This is a genomic window from Dactylosporangium sp. CA-139066 (assembly GCF_050936175.1).
Classification (GTDB): domain Bacteria; phylum Actinomycetota; class Actinomycetes; order Mycobacteriales; family Micromonosporaceae; genus Dactylosporangium.
The window spans coordinates 77,863-96,383 of the sequence record NZ_JBNJNH010000001.1; the positions used below are offsets into that span (position 1 = coordinate 77,863).

General features: G+C 72.9%; 21 protein-coding genes. 17 read left to right on the forward strand and 4 right to left on the reverse strand.

Annotated features, from left to right (window positions below; genetic code table 11):
• Positions 1-58 precede the first annotated feature (58 nt).
• The 5 genes from rplU to ACQEVU_RS00390 all read left to right on the forward strand — a co-directional run bounded on the left by rplU (position 59) and on the right by ACQEVU_RS00390 (position 4,509).
• The gene (gene rplU / locus ACQEVU_RS00370) at positions 59-373 is read left to right on the forward strand and encodes a 50S ribosomal protein L21 (RefSeq protein WP_344614214.1); all 315 of its coding nucleotides are present in this window, start codon (positions 59-61) and stop codon (positions 371-373) included.
• 11 nt (positions 374-384) lie between these two features.
• On the forward strand, positions 385-642 hold the full coding sequence (gene rpmA / locus ACQEVU_RS00375; RefSeq protein WP_433318736.1) for a 50S ribosomal protein L27: 258 nt from the start codon (positions 385-387) through the stop codon (positions 640-642).
• 263 nt (positions 643-905) lie between these two features.
• On the forward strand, positions 906-2,348 hold the full coding sequence (obgE, locus tag ACQEVU_RS00380; RefSeq protein WP_433318739.1) for a GTPase ObgE: 1,443 nt from the start codon (positions 906-908) through the stop codon (positions 2,346-2,348).
• 69 nt (positions 2,349-2,417) lie between these two features.
• Complete coding sequence (locus tag ACQEVU_RS00385) at positions 2,418-3,341, forward strand: GNAT family N-acetyltransferase (protein ID WP_433318742.1); 924 nt, start codon at positions 2,418-2,420, stop codon at positions 3,339-3,341.
• Between the two features lie 16 nt (positions 3,342-3,357).
• Entirely contained in the window at positions 3,358-4,509 is a 1,152-nt protein-coding gene (locus tag ACQEVU_RS00390; RefSeq protein WP_433318745.1) for a hypothetical protein, read from the forward strand.
• On the opposite strand, the gene trpS is transcribed toward ACQEVU_RS00390, so the two are convergent.
• Positions 4,442-5,476 carry a tryptophan--tRNA ligase gene (gene trpS / locus ACQEVU_RS00395; protein WP_433318748.1) on the reverse strand — a complete coding sequence of 345 codons (1,035 nt, stop codon included), beginning with the start codon at positions 5,474-5,476 and terminating at the stop codon, positions 4,442-4,444. The genes ACQEVU_RS00390 and trpS overlap by 68 nt on opposite strands.
• Positions 5,477-5,774: 298 nt before the next feature.
• Here trpS and ACQEVU_RS00400 point away from each other — a divergent pair, with 298 nt between their 5' ends.
• On the forward strand, positions 5,775-5,957 hold the full coding sequence (locus ACQEVU_RS00400; RefSeq protein ID WP_433318751.1) for a hypothetical protein: 183 nt from the start codon (positions 5,775-5,777) through the stop codon (positions 5,955-5,957).
• Entirely contained in the window at positions 5,957-6,541 is a 585-nt protein-coding gene (locus tag ACQEVU_RS00405) for a hypothetical protein (protein WP_433318754.1), read from the forward strand. Before ACQEVU_RS00400 ends, ACQEVU_RS00405 begins: the two co-directional genes overlap by 1 nt.
• A gap of 29 nt (positions 6,542-6,570) precedes the next feature.
• Here the strand turns inward: ACQEVU_RS00405 and ACQEVU_RS00410 are convergent, their stop codons facing one another.
• Positions 6,571-6,789 (reverse strand): DUF397 domain-containing protein, encoded by a 219-nt coding sequence (locus tag ACQEVU_RS00410; RefSeq protein WP_433318757.1) that lies wholly within the window; start codon positions 6,787-6,789, stop codon positions 6,571-6,573.
• 132 nt (positions 6,790-6,921) lie between these two features.
• On the opposite strand from ACQEVU_RS00410, the gene nadD reads away from it, so the two are divergent.
• From nadD to ACQEVU_RS00455, 9 genes are all read left to right on the forward strand, one after another.
• Positions 6,922-7,515: a nicotinate-nucleotide adenylyltransferase gene (gene nadD / locus ACQEVU_RS00415; RefSeq protein ID WP_433318760.1), complete on the forward strand. Its 594-nt coding sequence runs from the start codon at positions 6,922-6,924 to the stop codon at positions 7,513-7,515.
• A gap of 80 nt (positions 7,516-7,595) precedes the next feature.
• Positions 7,596-7,979: an RsfS/YbeB/iojap family protein gene (gene rsfS / locus ACQEVU_RS00420; RefSeq protein ID WP_433080130.1), complete on the forward strand. Its 384-nt coding sequence runs from the start codon at positions 7,596-7,598 to the stop codon at positions 7,977-7,979.
• A gap of 52 nt (positions 7,980-8,031) precedes the next feature.
• Positions 8,032-8,631, forward strand: a complete 600-nt coding sequence (locus tag ACQEVU_RS00425; RefSeq protein WP_433318765.1) for a histidine phosphatase family protein — start codon at positions 8,032-8,034, stop codon at positions 8,629-8,631.
• Between the two features lie 67 nt (positions 8,632-8,698).
• The gene (locus ACQEVU_RS00430) at positions 8,699-9,088 is read left to right on the forward strand and encodes a hypothetical protein (protein ID WP_433318767.1); all 390 of its coding nucleotides are present in this window, start codon (positions 8,699-8,701) and stop codon (positions 9,086-9,088) included.
• A gap of 109 nt (positions 9,089-9,197) precedes the next feature.
• Complete coding sequence (locus ACQEVU_RS00435) at positions 9,198-10,061, forward strand: DegV family protein (RefSeq protein WP_433318770.1); 864 nt, start codon at positions 9,198-9,200, stop codon at positions 10,059-10,061.
• Positions 10,062-10,166: 105 nt separating this feature from the next.
• The gene (locus tag ACQEVU_RS00440) at positions 10,167-10,931 is read left to right on the forward strand and encodes a helix-hairpin-helix domain-containing protein (RefSeq protein ID WP_433318773.1); all 765 of its coding nucleotides are present in this window, start codon (positions 10,167-10,169) and stop codon (positions 10,929-10,931) included.
• On the forward strand, positions 10,928-13,240 hold the full coding sequence (locus tag ACQEVU_RS00445; protein WP_433318776.1) for a ComEC/Rec2 family competence protein: 2,313 nt from the start codon (positions 10,928-10,930) through the stop codon (positions 13,238-13,240). Before ACQEVU_RS00440 ends, ACQEVU_RS00445 begins: the two co-directional genes overlap by 4 nt.
• A 46-nt stretch (positions 13,241-13,286) precedes the next feature.
• Positions 13,287-14,255, forward strand: a complete 969-nt coding sequence (gene holA / locus ACQEVU_RS00450) for a DNA polymerase III subunit delta (protein WP_433318779.1) — start codon at positions 13,287-13,289, stop codon at positions 14,253-14,255.
• On the forward strand, positions 14,252-16,222 hold the full coding sequence (locus tag ACQEVU_RS00455) for a hypothetical protein (protein WP_433318782.1): 1,971 nt from the start codon (positions 14,252-14,254) through the stop codon (positions 16,220-16,222). Before holA ends, ACQEVU_RS00455 begins: the two co-directional genes overlap by 4 nt.
• A 668-nt stretch (positions 16,223-16,890) precedes the next feature.
• Here the strand turns inward: ACQEVU_RS00455 and rpsT are convergent.
• Positions 16,891-17,163, reverse strand: a complete 273-nt coding sequence (gene rpsT / locus ACQEVU_RS00460; RefSeq protein WP_433318784.1) for a 30S ribosomal protein S20 — start codon at positions 17,161-17,163, stop codon at positions 16,891-16,893.
• Positions 17,164-17,280: 117 nt separating this feature from the next.
• A complete protein-coding gene (locus ACQEVU_RS00465; RefSeq protein ID WP_433334728.1) occupies positions 17,281-18,171 on the reverse strand; it encodes an Ig-like domain-containing protein in 891 nt (296 codons plus the stop codon).
• Here ACQEVU_RS00465 and ACQEVU_RS00470 point away from each other — a divergent pair.
• Positions 18,068-18,508, forward strand: coding sequence for a hypothetical protein (locus tag ACQEVU_RS00470; protein ID WP_433335348.1), 441 nt, complete (start codon positions 18,068-18,070; stop codon positions 18,506-18,508). The genes ACQEVU_RS00465 and ACQEVU_RS00470 overlap by 104 nt on opposite strands.
• Positions 18,509-18,521 lie beyond the last annotated feature (13 nt).

Consider the following 18,521-nt stretch of genomic DNA (forward strand, 5'->3'; position numbering starts at 1 on the left):
GCTTTGAAAAGCCACTAACCCGACCAGCCCGCTGAGCTACGACAGGAGTCCGCGTCTCATGTACGCGATCGTCAAGACCGGCGGCAAGCAGTACAAGGTCGCCGAGGGCGATGTGATCGAGGTCGAGAAGCTCGTGGGCGAGCCGGGCGATGCGCTGACGCTCTCCGCGGTCCTGCTTGTCGACGGCGAGGATCTCATCACCGACGCCGCCAAGCTTGCCAGCGCCTCGGTGACCGCCGAGCTTGTCGCGCACACCAAGGGTCCGAAGATCCGGATCCACAAGTTCAAGAACAAGACCGGCTACCACAAGCGCCAGGGTCACCGTCAGCCGCTGACCCAGGTGAAGGTCACCGGCATCTCCACCGGGAAGTAGGGCTAAGCGCGATGGCACACAAAAAGGGTGCGTCAAGCTCGCGGAACGGGCGCGACTCCGCCGCCCAGCGGCTCGGCGTGAAGCGTTTCGGCGGCCAGCTGGTCAACGCGGGTGAGATCATCATCCGTCAGCGCGGCACCAAGTTCCACCCGGGCGACCTGGTCGGCCGCGGTGGCGACGACACGCTCTTCGCGCTCGCCGCCGGTCACGTGACCTTCGGCACGAAGCGCGGCCGCAAGACGGTCAGCATCACTCCGGCCGAGGGCTGAGTTCGTTTCTTCGCGCGGCGGGCAGGGGGCATCACGCCCCCGGCCCGCCGTTGCTGCGTTCAGAAGCCCCGATCGGGGCTTGGTGCTCGCGTAGCGAGCATGGGGGTCCGGGGTGGGAACCCCCGGCGCGCCCGAGCGGAGCGAGCGCCAGTCGCGTTTGCCAGCTCTTGTAACTGCGGACGTCGGGATTCCTCGCGGGAGGAACGGTCGTGCATTGCACGAGCCCGAGCCATGGAAATAGGTTTTTTGAAGGGTGTGGGTAAGTGACCTCGTTCGTTGACCGGGCCGTGCTGCACGTGAAGGCCGGCGACGGCGGTCACGGCTGCGTGTCCATCCACCGCGAGAAGTTCAAGCCGTTCGGCGGCCCCGACGGCGGCGACGGCGGGCACGGCGGCAGCGTCACGCTCGTCGTGGACGCCGGCGTGCACACGCTGCTGGACTTCCACTTCCACCCGCACCAGAAGGCCCGCAACGGCCACGGCGGGGCCGGCAACAACCGCGACGGCGCCAACGGCGAGACGCTCGAGCTGCGAGTGCCCGACGGCACCGTCGTGCAGTCCCTCGACGGCGAGGTCCTCGCCGATCTCGTCGGCGCCGGCACCCGCTACGAGCTGGCCCGCGGCGGCCGCGGTGGGCGGGGCAACGCCTCGCTGGCCAGCACCCGGCGCAAGGCGCCCGGCTTCGCCGAGCTCGGCGAGCCCGGCGAGCAGCTCGACGTGGTCCTCGAGCTCAAGAGCGTCGCCGACGTGGGCCTGGTCGGCTTCCCGTCGGCCGGCAAGTCCTCGCTCATCGCGGCCATCTCCGCGGCCCGGCCGAAGATCGCCGACTATCCGTTCACGACGCTGGTGCCCAACCTGGGCGTCGTGCAGGCCGGCGACGACACGTTCACCGTCGCCGACGTGCCCGGGCTCATCCCCGGCGCGGCCACCGGCAAGGGGCTGGGGCTGGAGTTCCTGCGGCACATCGAGCGCACCGCCGTCCTGGCGCACGTGATCGACACGGCGGCGCTGGAGACCGAGCGCGACCCGCTGTCCGACATCGACGCCATCGAGGCGGAGCTGGCCGCGTACGGCGGGCTGGAGGACCGGCCGCGCCTCGTCGTGCTCAACAAGATCGACGTTCCCGACGGGCGCGACCTCGCCGACATCGTGCGGCCCGAGCTCGAGGCGCGCGGCCTGCCCGTGTACGCGGTCAGCGCGGTGTCCCGGGAGGGCCTGCGCGAGCTCACCTTCGCCCTCGCCGAGGCCGTCGAGCAGCACCGGCTGGCCGCGCCGCCGCCGGAGCGCACCCGGATCATCCTGCGACCGGTCGCGGTCGACGACAGCGGCTTCACCATCGAGCGCGACGGCGAGGGCGTGTACGTCGTGCGCGGCGGATCGCCGGAGCGCTGGGTCCGCCAGACCAACTTCGACAACGACGAGGCCGTCGGGTACCTTGCCGACCGCCTCGCCCGGCTCGGTGTCGAGGCGGCCCTGAAAAAGGCGGGCGCCGAACCGGGCGATCCCGTTCGAATTGGCGCCCATGAATTCGAATGGCAGCCGAACCAGTTCGCCGAGGAGGAGTTCGTGCCCGGCAACCGGGGCACCGACTACCGCCTCGAGGAGCCGAACAAGCGGGTCGGAGCGGCCGAGCGCAAGGCCATGCGGGCGGCGCGGCGGCGCCCGTACGAGGAGCTGGAAGTTTCAGCCGACGACGAGGATTTTTAACCCCACGCGCAACGTAATTCGCCGGTTGAGCGAAACATCCGGGAAATCGAGTGTGCGTACCGTCGGGCCATGTTGATCGAGCATCGCCCGTCGGGCGACTCGGAGGTGATCGCGCTCGTGGTCGACCAGCAGGTCGAGCTGCGGGCGCGCGACGGTGGCCGGGAGGGCCACGTGTATGCGGTCGACCCGGCCGCCCGCTACCTGGTCGCGATCGACGGCGGCGACGCCGTGGCCTGTGGCGCGCTGCTCGCCTTCGACATCGACGCGGCCGAGGTCACCCGGCTGTACGTCCGCCCGGCGTACCGTGGCCGCGGCATCGGCCGGCGCGTGCTCGCCGCGGTCGAGGACCTCGCCGCCTCCCGGGGCCACCGGGTGCTGCGGGCCGAGGCGAGCATCACCTCGCCCGAGGCCATCGCGCTGTTCCTCGCCGCCGGCTACCGGCCCATTGCGCGCTTCGGGCGCTACGTGAAGTACGAGGCCAGCCGCTGCTTCGAGAAACGCTTCGACGACGCCGGCCGCGAGGTCCGGGTGGTCCGCCGCTCCACCGCCGACCCGGCCGTCTCCGAGCTCGTCGCGCTGGCCGGCAACGAGGCCGCGACCCGCTACGGCAGCCCCGACGCCCGGCGGTTCCCGGTCGACCCGCTGGCCAGGTTTGTGCTGGCCACCGTCGACGGCGTCGCCGCCGGCTGCGGCGCGATCCAGTCCCTGGACGACCAGACCGTCGAGATCAAGCGGATGTATGTGCGGCCGGCGTACCGCGGCAACGGCATCGCCCGGCGGGTGCTCGCGGCGCTGGAGGACCTGGCCGCCGGGTCGCACTATCCGCTCATCCGGCTCGAAACCGGATCCCGGCAGCCGGAGTCCATCCGATTGTACGAATCGGCCGGTTACCGACCGATTCCGCCGTATGGGCCGTACGTACAGAGCCCGCTCAGCCTGTGCTACGAAAAACTCGTGATTGCCCCCGAGCCCATCGCGTCCGAGCTCGCCTGAGGCTAGTGTCTGGTCGGTGGGCATCCTCGAGCGGCTGACCCGACCGGCCCGTTCTCCACGGGAGCGCTTCGCCGACCAGGTGCTGGCCGAGCTGCGCAGACTCGGGTTCACCGACGCAGAATTCCGCCCGACCCAGTTCGCCATCGTCTGCGAATGCGGCCAGGACGCGTACAGCACACTTTTCCTTTCGAAGGCCTTTACTCAGTACCAGCGAAACCCCGGCGGCGACCGGAAGCAGTTCGTGCGGGAGTTCGTGGCGCACAGCCTCACCCCGCCGGCCCAGCCGGAGTCCTTCGCCGACGCGCTGCCCGACCTGCGCCTCGCGCTGCGCCACGCCGCCCGGGGCACCCGCACGCTGCGCCGGCCCGCGCTGCCGCACCTCGACGAGGTCGTGCTCGCCGGCGACGTGCCCCTCGACATCGACAGTCCCGGCCGGTGGGGGGTGAGCGCGGAGGCGATCTTCGCCGCGGCCCATCACCGGACCCTGGCCCGCGCCGACCTGCCGTCCTCCGCCGGGTTCTTCGGTCCTTCGGTACTGCACGTGCCCGACTACGGCGGCGAGCAGCTGGTCTCGTGGGTGCTGCTGGAGGGCTGGCTCGCCGAGCTCGACGAGCAGGTCGGCGGCCGGGCCGTCGCGTTCCTGCCCAGCACGCTCATGCTGCTGGTCTGCGCCGACGAGCCGCGGCTGGTGGAGCAGCTGTTCGAGCTGGCCGCGGACGAGTACGCGCGCACGCCGCGGCCGCTGTCGCCGATGGCGTACACGACCGACGACGACGGGCGGGTCGTGCCGTTCCTGCCGCCGCGCGGGCACCCGGCCCACCCGGCCGCGGCGCGGGCCGCCCGGCGGCTCGCGGTCGACGTCGCCGAGCACCAGCGGCGCACCCTGGCCGACCCGCGGCTCGCCGAGGCCACCCTCGCCGCCCGGCCGGACGGCTCGGCGTTCACGTCCGCCGTGTGGGCGGTCGGGACGCCGGCGCTGCTGCCCGCCGTCGACCTGGTGGGCGTGTCCGTGCCGGGCGAGAAGGTGTTCCACGTGCCGTGGGCGCTGCTCGTGGAGGCCGATCTGCTGATCGAGGAGATCGACTACCGGCCGGCCCGCTTCAGCGCGGTGCCGGCGCCGTCCGCGGCGTCCCTCGGCTACCTGCGGGAGCGCGCCGTGCGCTGGTGAGGCCGATGGCCTCCTTGACCCGTTGCACGGTGGCGTCGGCGCGCTCGCTCGCCCGCTCGGCGCCGGCCCGCAGCGTCTCCTCGATGTCCTCCTCGCTGAGCTCGTTGTAGCGGCGCTGCAGCGGTTCGGCGACGGCCAGGACGGCGTCCACGGCCGTGGCCTTGAGGGCGCCGTAGGTTCCGTGGTCCGCGGCGATCCGGTCCGAATCGTCGCCGGTACAGGCCGAGATCAGGTCGATCAGGTTGGAGACGCCCGGCTTGCGCTCCGGGTCGTAGGCGACCTCGGTCCCGCCGTCGGTGACCGCCCGCATGATCTTGCGGCGCAGCACGTCCGGCGGGTCGAGCAGGAACAGCACGCCGTTGGTCGAGGCGTTGGTCTTGCCCATCTTCGCCGTCGGGTCGGCGAGGTCGGCCAGGCGCGCGGCGACCGGCGGGTGGACCGCGTGCGGCACGGTGAGCGCCGGGCCGTAGCGCTCGTTGAACCGCAGCGCGATGTCCCGGGTGAGCTCGACGTGCTGGCGCTGGTCGCGCCCGACGGGCACCTCGACGATGTCGTGCAGCAGGATGTCGGCCGCCATGAGCACCGGGTAGGTGAGCAGCGACAGGCGGGTACCGCTGCCGCCGCCCTTCTCCTTGAACTGGATCATCCGGTGTACCTCGCCGTAGCTCGCGACGCACTCGAGCAGGTAGTGCAGCTCGGTGTGCGCGGGGAGGTCGGACTGGCGGTACAGCAGCGTGCGCCGCGGGTCGAGGCCGGCGGCCAGCAGCAGGCCGGCGGCCTCGAGGGACAGCTCGCGCAGCTCGTGCGGGTCGTGGGTCACGGTCAGGGCGTGCAGGTCGGCGACGAACACCACGGTCGGCTGGGCGTGCTGGCCCTCCACGGTGGGGCGGATCGCGCCGACGTAGTTGCCGAACTGCATGTGGCCGGTCGGCTTGAACCCCGAGATCCGGCGGCCGGGCTGGGTCATGGCATGCGCTCCTGTGGGCTTGGGCGCCAGGGCCGAGCGGTGGCCGTACACACGAAAAAACCGCCCGGACCGGGCGGCCTTGGTGTGTTGGGGTTGTCGCGGAATGCGCGCGAAGGTCGGCCGCCCCTATGGGGCGCGCCAGCTGAGCTGTCGGACGGTGCGCGGCGACATGGTGCCAAGGATAGCACCGGGAGCGCGTCGCGCGGGCCGGTCGTCGGCGGGGCCGCGCTGGCCCCTCCCAAGCGGCGTTTTCTGGTGTTCGCTGGGTCGGGCGGGGCGAGCAAACGGGGAGGGACCTGTGCAGCGCAACACGGATCACGAATTCGGCGACGGGCGGGCCTGGCTGCGGCTGGAGTGCCCGGTGTGTGAAGGATGGCTCGGCGTGCCGGCGGACGTGCCGCGGGGGCCGGCGGCGCAACGGGTGGCGCGGCGCATCGACGCGTTCACCCATCGGCACCGGGCGTGCGGGCGGGCGCTGTGATGCGGCCGCGGCAGTTCCGGCTGCTGGTCGCGTCGTCCTCGGCACCGGGCGACGCGGCGGTCGAGACGCTCTTCGGCCGGTGCGACGACCTCTGCGTGGAGGTGTTGCCGGCCGGGCTCGGTCGTCCCGGCCTCGGCGGCGCGGGCCTCGGGCCGGTCGTCGACGGGCTCGACGCGGGCGGCGGGGACGGCGGGGTGCTGACCTGGGTCGCGTTCGACCGGATGGCGCCGTCGCTGATCGACGCCGTCGTCTCCGGGGTGCGCGACCTCGACTCGGCGGGGCTGCCGGTGGCGGCCGCCATCGCCGACGATCCGCTGGTCACGGCCGAGACGATCGCCGAGCGGGTGGATCGGCCCGTGGCCGCGGTCCGGTCCTGGGGGCTGCCGGGGGTGGTGCGGGAGCATCCGCGGCGGCCGGTGTACGACTGGCCGGAGGTCCTCGAGTGGCTCACCGGGCGGGTGCCGGTGCTCGAGGGCGCCTCCGGCGAGGCGGCCACGTTCGAGGCGGTGACGCTTACCTTGCGGGTGCGGGCGCTCGGGCCGCGGCTCGAGCGCATGACACCGTTGCGGTCGCTGTTGCTGTGAATCGCTGGTCGTTCGGGGCGGGCGTCGCGTCAGACGTCGAACTCGCCGTCCTTGGCGCCCGCCACGAACGCGTCCCATTCGGACTGGGTGAAGACGAGCACGGGGCTCTTCGGGTCGGCGCCATTGCGCAGCCCGATCAGATCGCCGACGAAGGCCACCTCGACACGGCTGCCGTGGCTGTCGCCGGGCGCCGATCGCCAGACGGCACGGGAGCTGTCGAAGTCGCCTTTCGGGTGGGGCAACGTCATGGGCGACACGCTACCGCTGCCGATGTTCCATCTTCGGTACGCCCCGTCGAATTCAGCCCGGGGGGTCTCTCGTCACCGAGTGTGACGAGCGGCACTGGTTTCGTTCGGCGGCGCGATCATTACGATGCGGTGATGCGTGTGGGCATCATGGGCGGGACGTTCGACCCGATCCACCATGGGCACCTCGTGGCCGCCAGCGAGGTCGCCGACTCGTTCGGGCTGGACGAGGTCGTCTTCGTGCCGACCGGCGAACCGTGGCAGAAGAGCGACGAGGCGGTGAGCCCGGCCGAGGAGCGATACCTCATGACCGTCATCGCCACCGCCTCCAATCCGCGGTTCACGGTGAGCCGGGTCGACATCGACCGCGGCGGCCCGACCTACACGGTGGACACGCTGCGTGATCTGCGGATGCTCTACGGTGACGACGCCGAACTGTTCTTCATCACCGGCGCGGACGCCCTCGACAAGATCCTGTCGTGGAAGGACGCCGCCGCGCTGTTCGACCTGGCGCACTTCGTCGGCGTGACCCGGCCCGGCTTCGACCTCAACGCCGAGCACCTGCCGGCCGGCCGGGTGAGCCTGGTGCAGGTCCCGGCGATGGCGATCTCCTCGACCGACTGCCGCCGCCGCGTGGAGGAGGGTAAGCCGGTGTGGTACCTGGTGCCCGACGGTGTGGTGCAATATATCGCGAAGCGTGGTTTGTACCGAAAAGTCGGCAACATCTGAGAGGCAAAATGTCGTACGGGCGTGAGAGGCTGGAACGAGCCCGGTGAAGGTGGCCGGGGTGGTTCGACGAAGGGAGTCCGGTGCCCGCCACTGAGCGTGCCCGCGAGCTGGCGCTCACCGCTGCGCAGGCGGCCGCCGACAAGAAGGCCGAAGACATCGTCATCCTCGACGTGGCCGACCAGTTGGTCATCACCGACGCGTTCCTGCTGGCCTCGGCGCCCAACGAGCGCCAGGTCCTCTCGATCGTCGACGCGATCGAGGAGCGCCTGGTCCAGCTGCCGGAGAAGGCGAAGCCGGTGCGCCGCGAGGGCGAGCGGGGCGGGCGCTGGGTGCTGCTCGACTACGTGGACATCGTGGTGCACGTGCAGCACACCGAGGAGCGGGAGTTCTACGCGCTGGATCGGCTGTGGAAGGACTGCCCGCAGATCGAGTTCGTGGACCGCGACCTGCCGGCCACGGCGTGACGTTGCGCGCCCGGTCTTCGCCGGTGCGGCGCCTGCTTCGGGGAGTTTCCTCTTGACGCTGCTCATCCTCTGGCGCCACGGGCAGACGGAGTGGAACGCCGCCCATCGCATTCAGGGGCAGACCGACACGCCGCTGTCCACGGTCGGCGTCTCACAGGCCCGGGAGAGCGCGCCGCGGCTGGCCGCGCTGCGCCCGACCGTGGTTGTGGCGAGCGACCTCAAGCGCGCCGCCACCACGGCGGGGGCGCTGGTCGAGGTGTCCGGGCTCCCGGTGACGTACGACCCGCGGCTGCGTGAGCGCGGCTTCGGCGAGTGGGAGGGCCACACCCACGCCGAGGCGACCGAGCGCTGGCCGGAGGCGTTCGCGCGGTGGCGCCGCGGCGAGGAGGTCGGCGAGGCCGGCGTCGAGGAGATCGACGCCGTCGCGAAACGCATGGTCGAGGCGCTGCAGGAGGTCACCGAGAAGGCCGGCCCCGGCGCGGTGGTCGTCGCCGCCACGCACGGCGCCGCGGCCCGCTTCGCGACCGTCGCGCTGCTCGGCTGGCCGATGGCGCTGGCCCCGACCCTGGGCGCCCTGCACAACTGCCACGCCACGCACCTGCGCCACGACGAGCTGCGCGGCTGGACCCTCGAGGCCCACAACGTGGTCTGACCTGCCCATTTTTTGATCATTATTGGGGCAGCGGAACCGGCCGCGGGGGTCTAGCGTCAGAGGTGTCATGAGACTTCGAATCGTTGCGCTGACTGTGGTTGCCGGGCTCGGGCTGGGCGCGCTCGGCGGATGCGGCTCGGAAGATTCCTCCGAGCCGGTCACGGCCCCGCCGCCGTCGATCGTGCCGACCACCGTGCCGTCGGCGCCGGGGAGCGGCTCGTCGCTGCGGCCGGATCCGCAGGGCTCGACCATGTCCATCCACGGCACGATCCGCGAGGGCGTAGAGCCGGGGTGCGTGCTGCTCGCCACGGACGCGAAGACCTACCTGCTGATCGGCGGCGACAAGGCGATGCTGAAGACCGGGTCGCAGGTCACCGTCTACGGGGTGGAGCAGAACGACCTGATGACCACCTGCCAGCAGGGGACGCCGTTCAAGGTGACCCGGGTCGAGCAGTAGCCGCCTTCGTTCCCAATTGTCCCGGTCTCGGCCGGCGGCGCGGTGTGAGGGCCGGGACGAGCTTGGCTCTGACGGGTCCGTCGCGGCCGGAATCGGCTACGGTGCGGTGATGACCGGCCCACAACCCGCCGTCGCCGTGGTTACCGACTCGACCGCGTATCTGCCCGCGGACACCGTGTCCGGCGGGCGGCTCACCGTTGTGCCGCTCGCCGTGGTGGTGAACGGCGTGCCGGGGCTGGAGACCGTGGACGTCGACTCCGCCGCGGTCGCCGACGCCCTCAACGCCCGGCGGGTCGCCGTGACCACGTCGCGTCCTTCGCCGGAGGCGTTTTCCCAGGTGTACCGCCAATTGCTCGACTCCGGCGCACAAGCCGTGCTGTCCGTGCACCTGTCCGCGCGGCTCTCCGGGACGTATGACGCCGCGGTGCTGGCGGCGGGCGACTTCGACGGGCGGGTCGAGGTCATCGACACCCAGTCCACCGGCATGGGCCTCGGCTTCCCGGCGCTCGCCGCCGCCGACGCGGCCGCCGCCGGGGGCTCGCCGGCCGAGGTGCGGCAGGCCGCGGTCGACGCCGTGGCCCGTACGACGACGCTGTTCTACGTCGACACCCTCGAGTTCCTGCGCCGGGGCGGCCGGATCGGCGCGGCGGCGGCGCTGCTGGGCACCGCGCTGTCGGTCAAGCCGATCCTGCACACCACGGACCAGGGCGTCGTGGTGCGCGAGAAGGTTCGTACGGCGAGCCGCGCCCTGGCCCGGCTCGTCGACATCGCCGTCGAGTCGGCCGGCGACGCGGACGTGGACATCGCGGTGCACCACCTCGCCGCACCCGACCGCGCCGATGCGCTGCTCACCACACTCAAGGAGCGCCTGGGCGAGCGGCTGCGCGGCGCGTACCTGACGGAGGTCGGCGCGGTCGTCGGCGCCCACGTCGGGCCGGGGATGGTCGCGGTCGTGGTGCACCGCGTCGCATAGCAGATCAACCGGGGCCGCGGCGGTTATCCACAAGCGGTCGGTTATCCACAGAACCGGCATCGGGGGCGAGCGGGCGGGGCGCGGTTCGGCCTAGCGTGCCGGGGCATGTGGCGCTCTGACGAGTACGACGACGGCCGATCCTCCGCCGCCCGCCTGGCCCGGGTGACGTCCCTGCCGCCGGACGAATCCGACGATTCGTTTCCATGGGATGCGAGCTTCCGAAGACCGGAGCCGCCCCCGATCGAGCCCGACAATTCGGCCGAGGTGCGCGGCGGCGGGCTCGGGGCGTTCGACCCCGGACGGCGCGGGGTGCGGGTGCTGCTCGCCGTGGCCGGGCTGGTCGTGCTCGTCTCGGCCGGGCTGGTGTGGTGGTCGCGGCCCAGGGTCACGCCGGCGCCGCAGGTCAGCGCGGCGCCCGTGGCCGCGCCCGGGTCGAGCGCGGCGGCCGTGCTGATCGTCTCCGTCACCGGGCGCGTGCACCGGCCCGGGCTGGTGCGGCTGCCGGCCGGGTCGCGGGTGGCGGACGCGATCGAGGCGGCCGGCGGCGTACTGCCGGGGGTCGATCTCACCGGCGTCAACCTCGCGCGCAAGGTCGTCGACGGCGAGATGATCGCGATCGGGATCACGCCGCCGCCGGGTGCGGTGACGGGCGCGGGTGGCGGCGGCGGTACCGCGGGCGGCCCGGTCAACCTCAACACCGCGACGACGGCGGAGCTGCAGACGCTGCCCGGGATCGGGGAGGTGCTGGCGCAGCGGATCGTCGAGTACCGGGACCGGCACGGCGGGTTTCGCGCGGTCACCGACCTGCGGCAGGTCGAGGGGATCGGGGACGCGAAGTTTCAGCAGCTCAAGGACCGCGTGACGGTATGAGCGCGGACATGCGGCTCGTGGGGGCCGCGCTCGGGTGCTGGTTCGCGGCGATCGGGGCGCTGTTCCTGCCCGCCGCCGCCGGGTGGGGGATCGCCGGTGGCGCCCTGCTCGTCGCGCTCGCCTGGTCCGCCGTGGCCGGGCGCCTCGCCGCGCGGCGGGCCGGCATTTGGCGTACGCGATGGATTGTCGCGGCGGTCGCGGCCGGCATCGCCGGTGGGGCCTCGGCCACCGCGGCGCGCGTCGGCGAACGGGACGCGGAGCCGCTGCGGGCGTTGGTCGCGCGGCACGCCGACGTGCGGGTCGGGCTGGAGATCTCCGACGATCCGCGGCTCGGCCGGGCGCACGCCGGGCGGGACGCGACCGTGGTCGTGCCGGCGCGGCTGGCGTGGGTGTCCACTCCGGACGGCACGCGGATCGTGGTCTCCGCCCGCGTCCTCGTGCTCGCCGGGGACCGCCGGTGGCTCGGGCTGCTGCCGGGGCAGGACGCCGAGGCCGACGGGCGGCTGGCGGCGGCCGGGGGCGGCGACCTGCGCGCGGCGCTCGTGTCGGTGCCGGGGGCGCCGACGCTCGTCGGGCGGGCGCCGCTGGTGCAGCGGGCCGCGGGCGCGCTGCGGTCCGGGCTGCAGCGGGCCTGCGCGGGGCTGCCGGCCGAGCCGGGCGGGCTGCTGCCGGGGCTCGTCGTCGGCGACACGAGCCGGCTGGACCCGGCGCTGGCGGACGACTTCCGCACGACCGGGCTCACACATCTCACGGCGGTCAGCGGCGCGAACCTGGCGATCGTGGTCGGGCTGGTGCTCGTGGTCGTGCGGTGGTGCCGCGCCGGGCCGCGGGTGGCGGCGGTGGTGTGCGTGGTGGCGCTCGCCGGGTTCGTCGTGCTGGTGCGGCCCTCGCCGAGCGTGCTGCGCGCGGCCGCGATGGGCGGGCTCGCGCTCGTGGCGCTGGCGCTCGGGCGGCCGCGGGCCGCGGTGCCGTCGCTGGCGGCGGGGGTGTTCGGGCTGGTGGCGTACGACCCGGAGCTCTCCGTCGATGCCGGCTTCGCCCTGTCGGTGCTGGCCACGGGCGGGCTGGTGCTGATCGCGCCGCGGTGGACCGAGGCGCTGCGGGCGCGGGGTTGGCCGCGCGTGGCCGCGGAGGCGCTGGCCGTGCCGGCGGCGGCGCAGGCGGCGTGCGCGCCGGTCATCGCGGCGATCTCGGCGAGCGTCAGCCTGGCCACCGTCCCGGCCAACCTGCTCGCGGCGCCCGCGGTCGCGCCGGCCACGATCATCGGGATCTTCTCGGCGGTACTCTCACCGCTCGCCCCGACCGCGTCCCAGTTCGCGGCCTGGCTCGCCTCGTGGCCGGCCCGTTGGCTGATCCTGGTCGCCCATCGCGGGGCCGAGGTGCCGGCGGGGCTGCTGCCGTGGCCCGGCGGGGCGGCGGGCGGGCTACTGCTCGGCGCCCTCATCGCGGCGCTGCTCGTGGCATTCCGGCGGCCGGCGGTACGCCGGTGGGTCCTCGTCACCGCCGTCGCCGCCGTGCTCGGGGCCGCGCCCGTGCGGCTGCTCGCCGCGCCGTGGCCGCCGCCGGGGTGGCTGGTCGTGGCCTGCGACGTCGGGCAGGGCGACGCGGTCGCGCTGGCGGCCGGGCCGGGGGCCGCCGTGGTCGTGGACGCCGGGCCGGAGCCGGACGCCGTGGACAGGTGCCTGCGGCGGCTGGGCATCCGGCGCGTACCGCTGCTGGTGATCAGCCACTTCCACGCCGACCACGTCGGCGGGCTCGACGGCGTGCTGCACGGGCGGACGGTCGGCGCGCTGCTCGCGCCCGACTTCGGGGAGCCGGCGGCGGCGCGGGCCGCGGTGCTCGGGCACGGGCTGGCGCGGGTGGCCGGGCCGCTGGAGGTCGGCGGCGTGCACATCGAGGTGCTGGGGCCGGTGCGGCCGCTGACCGGTACTCGTTCGGATCCGAATAACAACTCGCTCGTGCTGGCCGCGACGACGGGCGGGTTCCGCGTGCTGCTCACCGGGGACGCCGAGACGGAGGAGCAGCTCAGCCTGCTCGCGGCGGACGATCCGGCGGCGCTTCGGGCCGATGTGCTGAAGGTGGCGCACCACGGCAGCGCGTATCAGGACGAGGGGTTCCTGGAGGCCGTGGCGCCGCGGGTGGCGCTGGTCAGCGTGGGGGTCGGCAATGACTATGGGCACCCCAGCGGGGTGTTGCTGGCGCGGCTGGTCCGGGGCGGCGCGCGAGTGCTGCGGACGGACCAGCAGGGCGACCTGGCCGTACTGCGGGACACCAACGGTAATCTCTCCGTCGCGGTAAGTAAGGAGTGACGTCGGCGCCGAATTTTTGTCGGTGGGGCGTGAAACGATGACTCGCGTGTCGAACCTTCCCCGCCTTCGCCTGGTGATCGGCGACGAAGAGCTGCTCGTCTCCCGTGCCGTCGCCGAGACCATCGCCGCCGCCCGGGCCGAGGAGCCGGACACCGAGGTGCGCCAGCGGCCCGGCGGCGAGCTCGTCGCAGGCGAGCTCGCCGAGATGCTGAGCCCCTCGCTCTTCGGCGGGCGGCGGGTGCTCGTCGTGCACGACGGGCAGGACGCGAAGAAGGACGTGTCGGCGGCCCTGCTGGCCTACGCGAAGGACCCCGAGGACGACGTCGTGCTGCTGGTCACGCACGCGGGCGGCGCGAAGGGCAAGGCGCTCGCCGACGGGCTCAAGGCGGCCGGCGCCGACGTCGTGCCGGCCGCCAAGATCAGCAAGCACCGCGAGCGGGTCGACTTCGTGCGCAACGAGATCCGGCGGCAGGGCGGCAAGATCGGCGAGGACGCGGCCGAGGCGCTGCTGGCCGCCGTCGGCAACGACCTGCGGGAGATCGTCGCGGCCTGCTCGCAGCTCATGGCCGACACCGGCGGGCGGATCGACGCGAAGGTCGTCGCGCAGTACTACAAGGGTCGCGCCGAGGTGTCCGGGTTCACCGTCGCCGATGCCGTCATGGTCGGCGACACGGCCGCGGCGCTGGAGGCGCTGCGGTGGGCGCTGCACGTCGGCGTCGACCCGGTGCCGATCGCCGACGCCATCGCCGACGGGGTCCGCACGGTCGCCCGGGTGGCCGCCGCCGGGAAGGGCGGCGCATATCAACTCGCCGGAAGTTTGGGAATGCCTCCGTGGAAGGTCGAACGCGCTCAGCGCCAAGCCCGTGGCTGGACCCAGGACGCGCTCGTTGATGCCATGCGAGCGGCCGCAGAGTGCAACGCCGCCGTGAAGGGTGGATCTGATGACCGCGGCTATGCCCTCGAGCGGGCGGTGTTCGCAGTGGTCGCTGCGCGCGGTGGAGGTATAGGACGATGACGACGAGCAACGGGTTGGCGCATCAGGCACCGCTGTACGTGCGTGCGCTGCGTCTTCGGCACCTGCACGTTGGCGGGTTCGTGAGTTTCCTGCTGTTCGAATGCATGATCGCCGTGGGCGTGCTGCTGGCCCTCGCCGAGTTGGTCAGCTGGTGGGCCGTGCCCGTCCTGCCGGCCGTCGTAGCGATCATGGTCAAGGTCAACGACATGGTCATCGGCGGCTCGCGCCGGGTCCGCGCTCAGGCGCGCTCCGCCGGGCGGGGTTCATCCGATCGAGCGTCATCCATCAGGGTGGATCCGGATGCCCGGACCGACGAGAGGGCGTCGGTTGCCCGGCGTACCGCGACGGCATTGGACCGGGCCGATCTCGCCCGCCCGCCGGCGGGCGGCACCCCCACCGCCGATGCGGCGCCCGCCGACTCCGGGCCCCCGGCCGCGGTGCGCACCCGGGTGGTCGAGCCGCCCGCGCAGCGCAAGAAGGTGGGCGTCATCAAGATCTCGGTCCCGCCGCGCGACGCCGCTCCTCGCCGCGGCGCCGTCGACGCCGGCCACGGCATCTCGCCCGCCTCGGACGAGGCCGTCGCCGCGGCCGCCGCGGCCCGCGCGGAGCCGGTCGCGCCGGAGCCGACGACCGACGGGGGCGCGCACCGGTCCGCGGCCGACGCCGCCGCGCACGAGAGCGTGAGCGGCCCGGCGCTGAGCGCGGCCGCGGAGGAGTGGACGGACACCGACTCGCACGGCTTCCAGCGCTCGAAGCCGCTGCACCCGTCGGGCTGGAGCGACCGCCCGGCCCAGGACCCGTGGGCCGAGCACGCCGCCGAGCCGGTGCGCGCGACCGCCCCCGAGGTCTCGGCCGACTGGGCCACGGAGACCGCCGCGGGCTGGGGCGACCGGGAGGCCTGGACGGCGCCGGTGGGCGGCACCGCACGCGGCAACTGGGGCGACGAGACGGCGTGGGGCGACCGCGAGCAGTGGGCCGCCCAGTCCGCGGCGGCCGCGCACCGGGCCGGCGCCCACCACCAGGACGGGGTCTATCAGGGCGTTTCGCAGCGCCAGGCGCCGTACGAGCGCGAGGCCGCTTATCAGGGCGTTTACGAGGGCGGGCGCTCGTCCGGCGGGTATCAGGCCCCGGCGCAGCCGGCGGCGGACTGGGACGACGAGACGGGCTGGGCGGACCAGGCGGCGTGGCGGAGCTCCCGCTCGTCGTACGGCTCCCGCTCCTCGTGGGACCCCTACGCGGGCTGGGAGAGCGGCGCACCCGACTACGTCTCGGACTACACGGGCGAGGAGACCGACCCGCGCTCGGCGTTCGGCTCGGCCACCCGCGAGCAGGCGGCCCGCGACCTGGCGGCCCGGGGCGAGGCGTACCGGTCGGGGGAGTCGCACGGCAGCACGTACGGCCACGCCCACTACGACGACGCGGCCGCCCCTGCCGCGGACGGCTACGGCTACGGCGACGCCGCTCAATCGGCCGACGCGCCCGGCGCCTCGACCGGCGAGCGCGCGCGGTCCGGCTACGGCTACGGCGACTCGACCGGCGACGGCTACGGCGGTTCGGCCGGCGGTGGCTACGGCGGTTCGGGCGGCGACGGTTACGGCGGTTCGGGCGGCGACGGTTACGGTGGCTCGACGGGGGACATCGCGCGCTCCGGTCATGTGTACGGCGGGGCGACGGACGGCGGTTATGGCCCGTCCGGCGACGCGTACGGCCGATCGGGCGAAGCGCCGCACGAGCAGGTCAACGGCGGTCGCGACCGCGAACCGGACGGACGGCCGCAGAACCGCGACTCCGCCGGGGGTCGGCACGCACGGCACCAGCCGCCGGGGCGGCGGCGCTCCGAGGACGGCGAGGGGACGACGTCGGGGCACTTCACGACCGGGCGTCATGCCGAGCGGCCGTGGCGTTCCGAGGAGGACCTGGCGCGTCAGCGCGCCGGGGGTGGCATCAACCAGGGCCGCTTCGCCTGAGGCGCCCCATCCGGCCGCCTCGCCGACGTATCTCCGGCGCGGCCGGTCGCGCCTGACGTGGCCGGCTGGGCCTGACGTGGCCGGCTGGGCCTGACGTGGCCGGCTGGGCCTGACGTGGCCGGCTGGGCCTGACGTGGCCGGCTGGGCCTGACCGAGCCCTGGACGGGTCGGTCGCGCCTGATGTGGCTCTTGGGCGGCTGGCTGGGCGAGACGGCTCCGTGCGGGCCGGTTGCGCCTGACCTGGCTTTTGGGCGGCTGGTCGCGCCTGACGAGGGCCTGGCCGCCGGGGTGCGCCTGGCGTGGCTCACGGACGGCTGGCTGGGCCTCACGGGGTCCCCGACGGCCGGTGGTGCCTGCGAGGGACGTTTGTCGATCCGGCTCGGTCCGTGAGGCTTCTCCAACCGCCGATCGTCGTGATGCGGCGGCACGCAACCGATAGTTCCGATTTATCCGGCATATGAGTGTCGGTGCACGTGGCCCTGGAAAGCCGTCGGCCTTTGTGTGGGGGCGCCGTTCGGCCGTCGAGGTCGCCCCAGTCCGCGCGCCGGAGACGGTCGGGGCGTCAGCGCCGCAGTAGTCAGTCAGGTACTGGAAGAGCGGGCACAGCGAAAGCGCCGCTCCACCGGAGTGGGCGGCGCTTTTCGCGGTGCCGGCTTATGAGAACGACGTCAGGCGGCGGTCGTCAGGGAGTGCAGCTTCTTGTTGATCGCCGACTTGCGGTTGGCGGCCTGGTTCTTGTGGATGACGCCCTTGCTCGCGGCCTTGTCCAGCTTGCGCGACGCGTCGCGGAGCAGCGTCGTGGCCGTCTCGGTGTCACCCGCGGCGGTCGCCTCGTGGAACTTGCGGATCGCCGTCTTCAGCGACGACTTTACCGACTTGTTGCGCAGGCGGCGCTTCTCGTTCTGCCGGTTGCGCTTGATCTGGGACTTGATGTTCGCCACGCGACAGCCTCGTCTTGATCGCTCGGGTTGGATTTCTTGGCGCATGGAACAACGACGCGTCACCGTGCGCGATGAATCAGGCTACCAGACTCCCCCTCAGCCAGCCAAAACGAGGGGCTAGAGGGCGCTGCCCTTCACGTACTGGTCCCACGGGAGGTCCCAGTCGGTCCAGCCGTCGCCGTATTTCACGTGTTCCTCGGTGCCCTTGACGATGACCGGGTCGCCGATGTGCGTCACGCCGTAGAGCCACTGGGACAGCTCCAGCGAGATGTTCACGCAGCCGTGGGAGACGTTGCGCTTGCCCTGGTCGTCGACCGACCAGGGGGCGGCGTGGATGTACTGGCCGCTCCACGTGATGCGCTGCGGGTACTGGACCTTCGTGCGGTAGCCGTCGGGGGAGTCGACCGGGACGCCGTACGTGGACGAGTCGAACCACTCCCACTCATTTTTCACCATCACGATGAAGTTCCCGCTGTCCGACGGGTTGCTGGGCTTGCCCAGGCTGACCGGCATCGTCTTCAGGACCACGCCGTCCTCGGTGACCGTCATCTTCTTCGAGGCGTTGTCGACCTCCATGATCAGGCGCTTGCCGACCGTGGCGTCGACCGTGAGGTCCTTCTCGGCGTACCACTTGCCGCCGAGGGAGACGCCGCCCAGGGCGGCGCGCAGCGTGAGCTTCGTGCCGGCCTGCCAGTACTCCTTCGGGCGGTAGTGGATCTCCTTGGAGCTGAACCAGTTCCAGACGCCCTCCTGGGGCGGGTCGGAGGCCATGAAGAGGTGGCGCTGGACCTCCGCGCGCTTGTCCTTCGGGATGTCGACGGCGAAGGACAGGATCATGGGCATGCCGACGCCGACGACCTGGTTGTCGCCGACCTGGCTGGAGACCCGGGCCAGGTTCGAGGGCTTGGCCATCGTGGTGAACTTCACGGTGCCCGTGGCGCTGCCCGAGGTCACCGTGGCCGTGTACTCGGTGGACCATTTGAGCTGTTTGTCCGGAATCCACCTCACGTCCCCCGAGGAGGCCGGCGCCGAAGGGGAACCCGAAGAAGCGGAAGGGGACACCGAAGAACCGGTAGTCGACGACGCCGGGGCCGGCGAACCGGAGATCGACGTGCCGGAGGCGTCCTTCAGGGTCACCGTGGCCGTCGACGGGGCGGAAAACACCAGGTCAAGGGCCGTTGAGACGTCCTTCTCGCCGTCCTTGGGGGACGTGATGTGGATGGGGGAGGCACCTGGCGTACCGCTGCTGCCGGGGCCGTTCCATGAGGCGTCCGGGCCCGAGCAGGCGCCGAGTGCCAGCGCCGCCGTCAGCGCGAGCGGGGTCAACCGTCGAAACCGCATGTAGACCAGACTGCCCT

Excerpts from the sequence above, each read along its gene's own strand:
- ACQEVU_RS00410 (WP_433318757.1), bottom strand. The coding sequence starts at position 6,789 with ATGACGTTGCCCCACCCGAAAGGCGACTTCGACAGCTCCCGTGCCGTC.
- trpS (WP_433318748.1), bottom strand. The coding sequence starts at position 5,476 with ATGACCCAGCCCGGCCGCCGGATCTCGGGGTTCAAGCCGACCGGCCAC.
- nadD (WP_433318760.1), top strand. The coding sequence starts at position 6,922 with ATGCGTGTGGGCATCATGGGCGGGACGTTCGACCCGATCCACCATGGG.
- ACQEVU_RS00445 (WP_433318776.1), top strand. The coding sequence starts at position 10,928 with ATGAGCGCGGACATGCGGCTCGTGGGGGCCGCGCTCGGGTGCTGGTTC.
- rplU (WP_344614214.1), top strand. The coding sequence starts at position 59 with ATGTACGCGATCGTCAAGACCGGCGGCAAGCAGTACAAGGTCGCCGAG.
- ACQEVU_RS00440 (WP_433318773.1), top strand. The coding sequence starts at position 10,167 with ATGTGGCGCTCTGACGAGTACGACGACGGCCGATCCTCCGCCGCCCGC.
- ACQEVU_RS00405 (WP_433318754.1), top strand. The coding sequence starts at position 5,957 with ATGCGGCCGCGGCAGTTCCGGCTGCTGGTCGCGTCGTCCTCGGCACCG.
- ACQEVU_RS00455 (WP_433318782.1), top strand. The coding sequence starts at position 14,252 with ATGACGACGAGCAACGGGTTGGCGCATCAGGCACCGCTGTACGTGCGT.
- rpmA (WP_433318736.1), top strand. The coding sequence starts at position 385 with ATGGCACACAAAAAGGGTGCGTCAAGCTCGCGGAACGGGCGCGACTCC.
- ACQEVU_RS00435 (WP_433318770.1), top strand. The coding sequence starts at position 9,198 with ATGACCGGCCCACAACCCGCCGTCGCCGTGGTTACCGACTCGACCGCG.
- ACQEVU_RS00430 (WP_433318767.1), top strand. The coding sequence starts at position 8,699 with ATGAGACTTCGAATCGTTGCGCTGACTGTGGTTGCCGGGCTCGGGCTG.
- ACQEVU_RS00385 (WP_433318742.1), top strand. The coding sequence starts at position 2,418 with ATGTTGATCGAGCATCGCCCGTCGGGCGACTCGGAGGTGATCGCGCTC.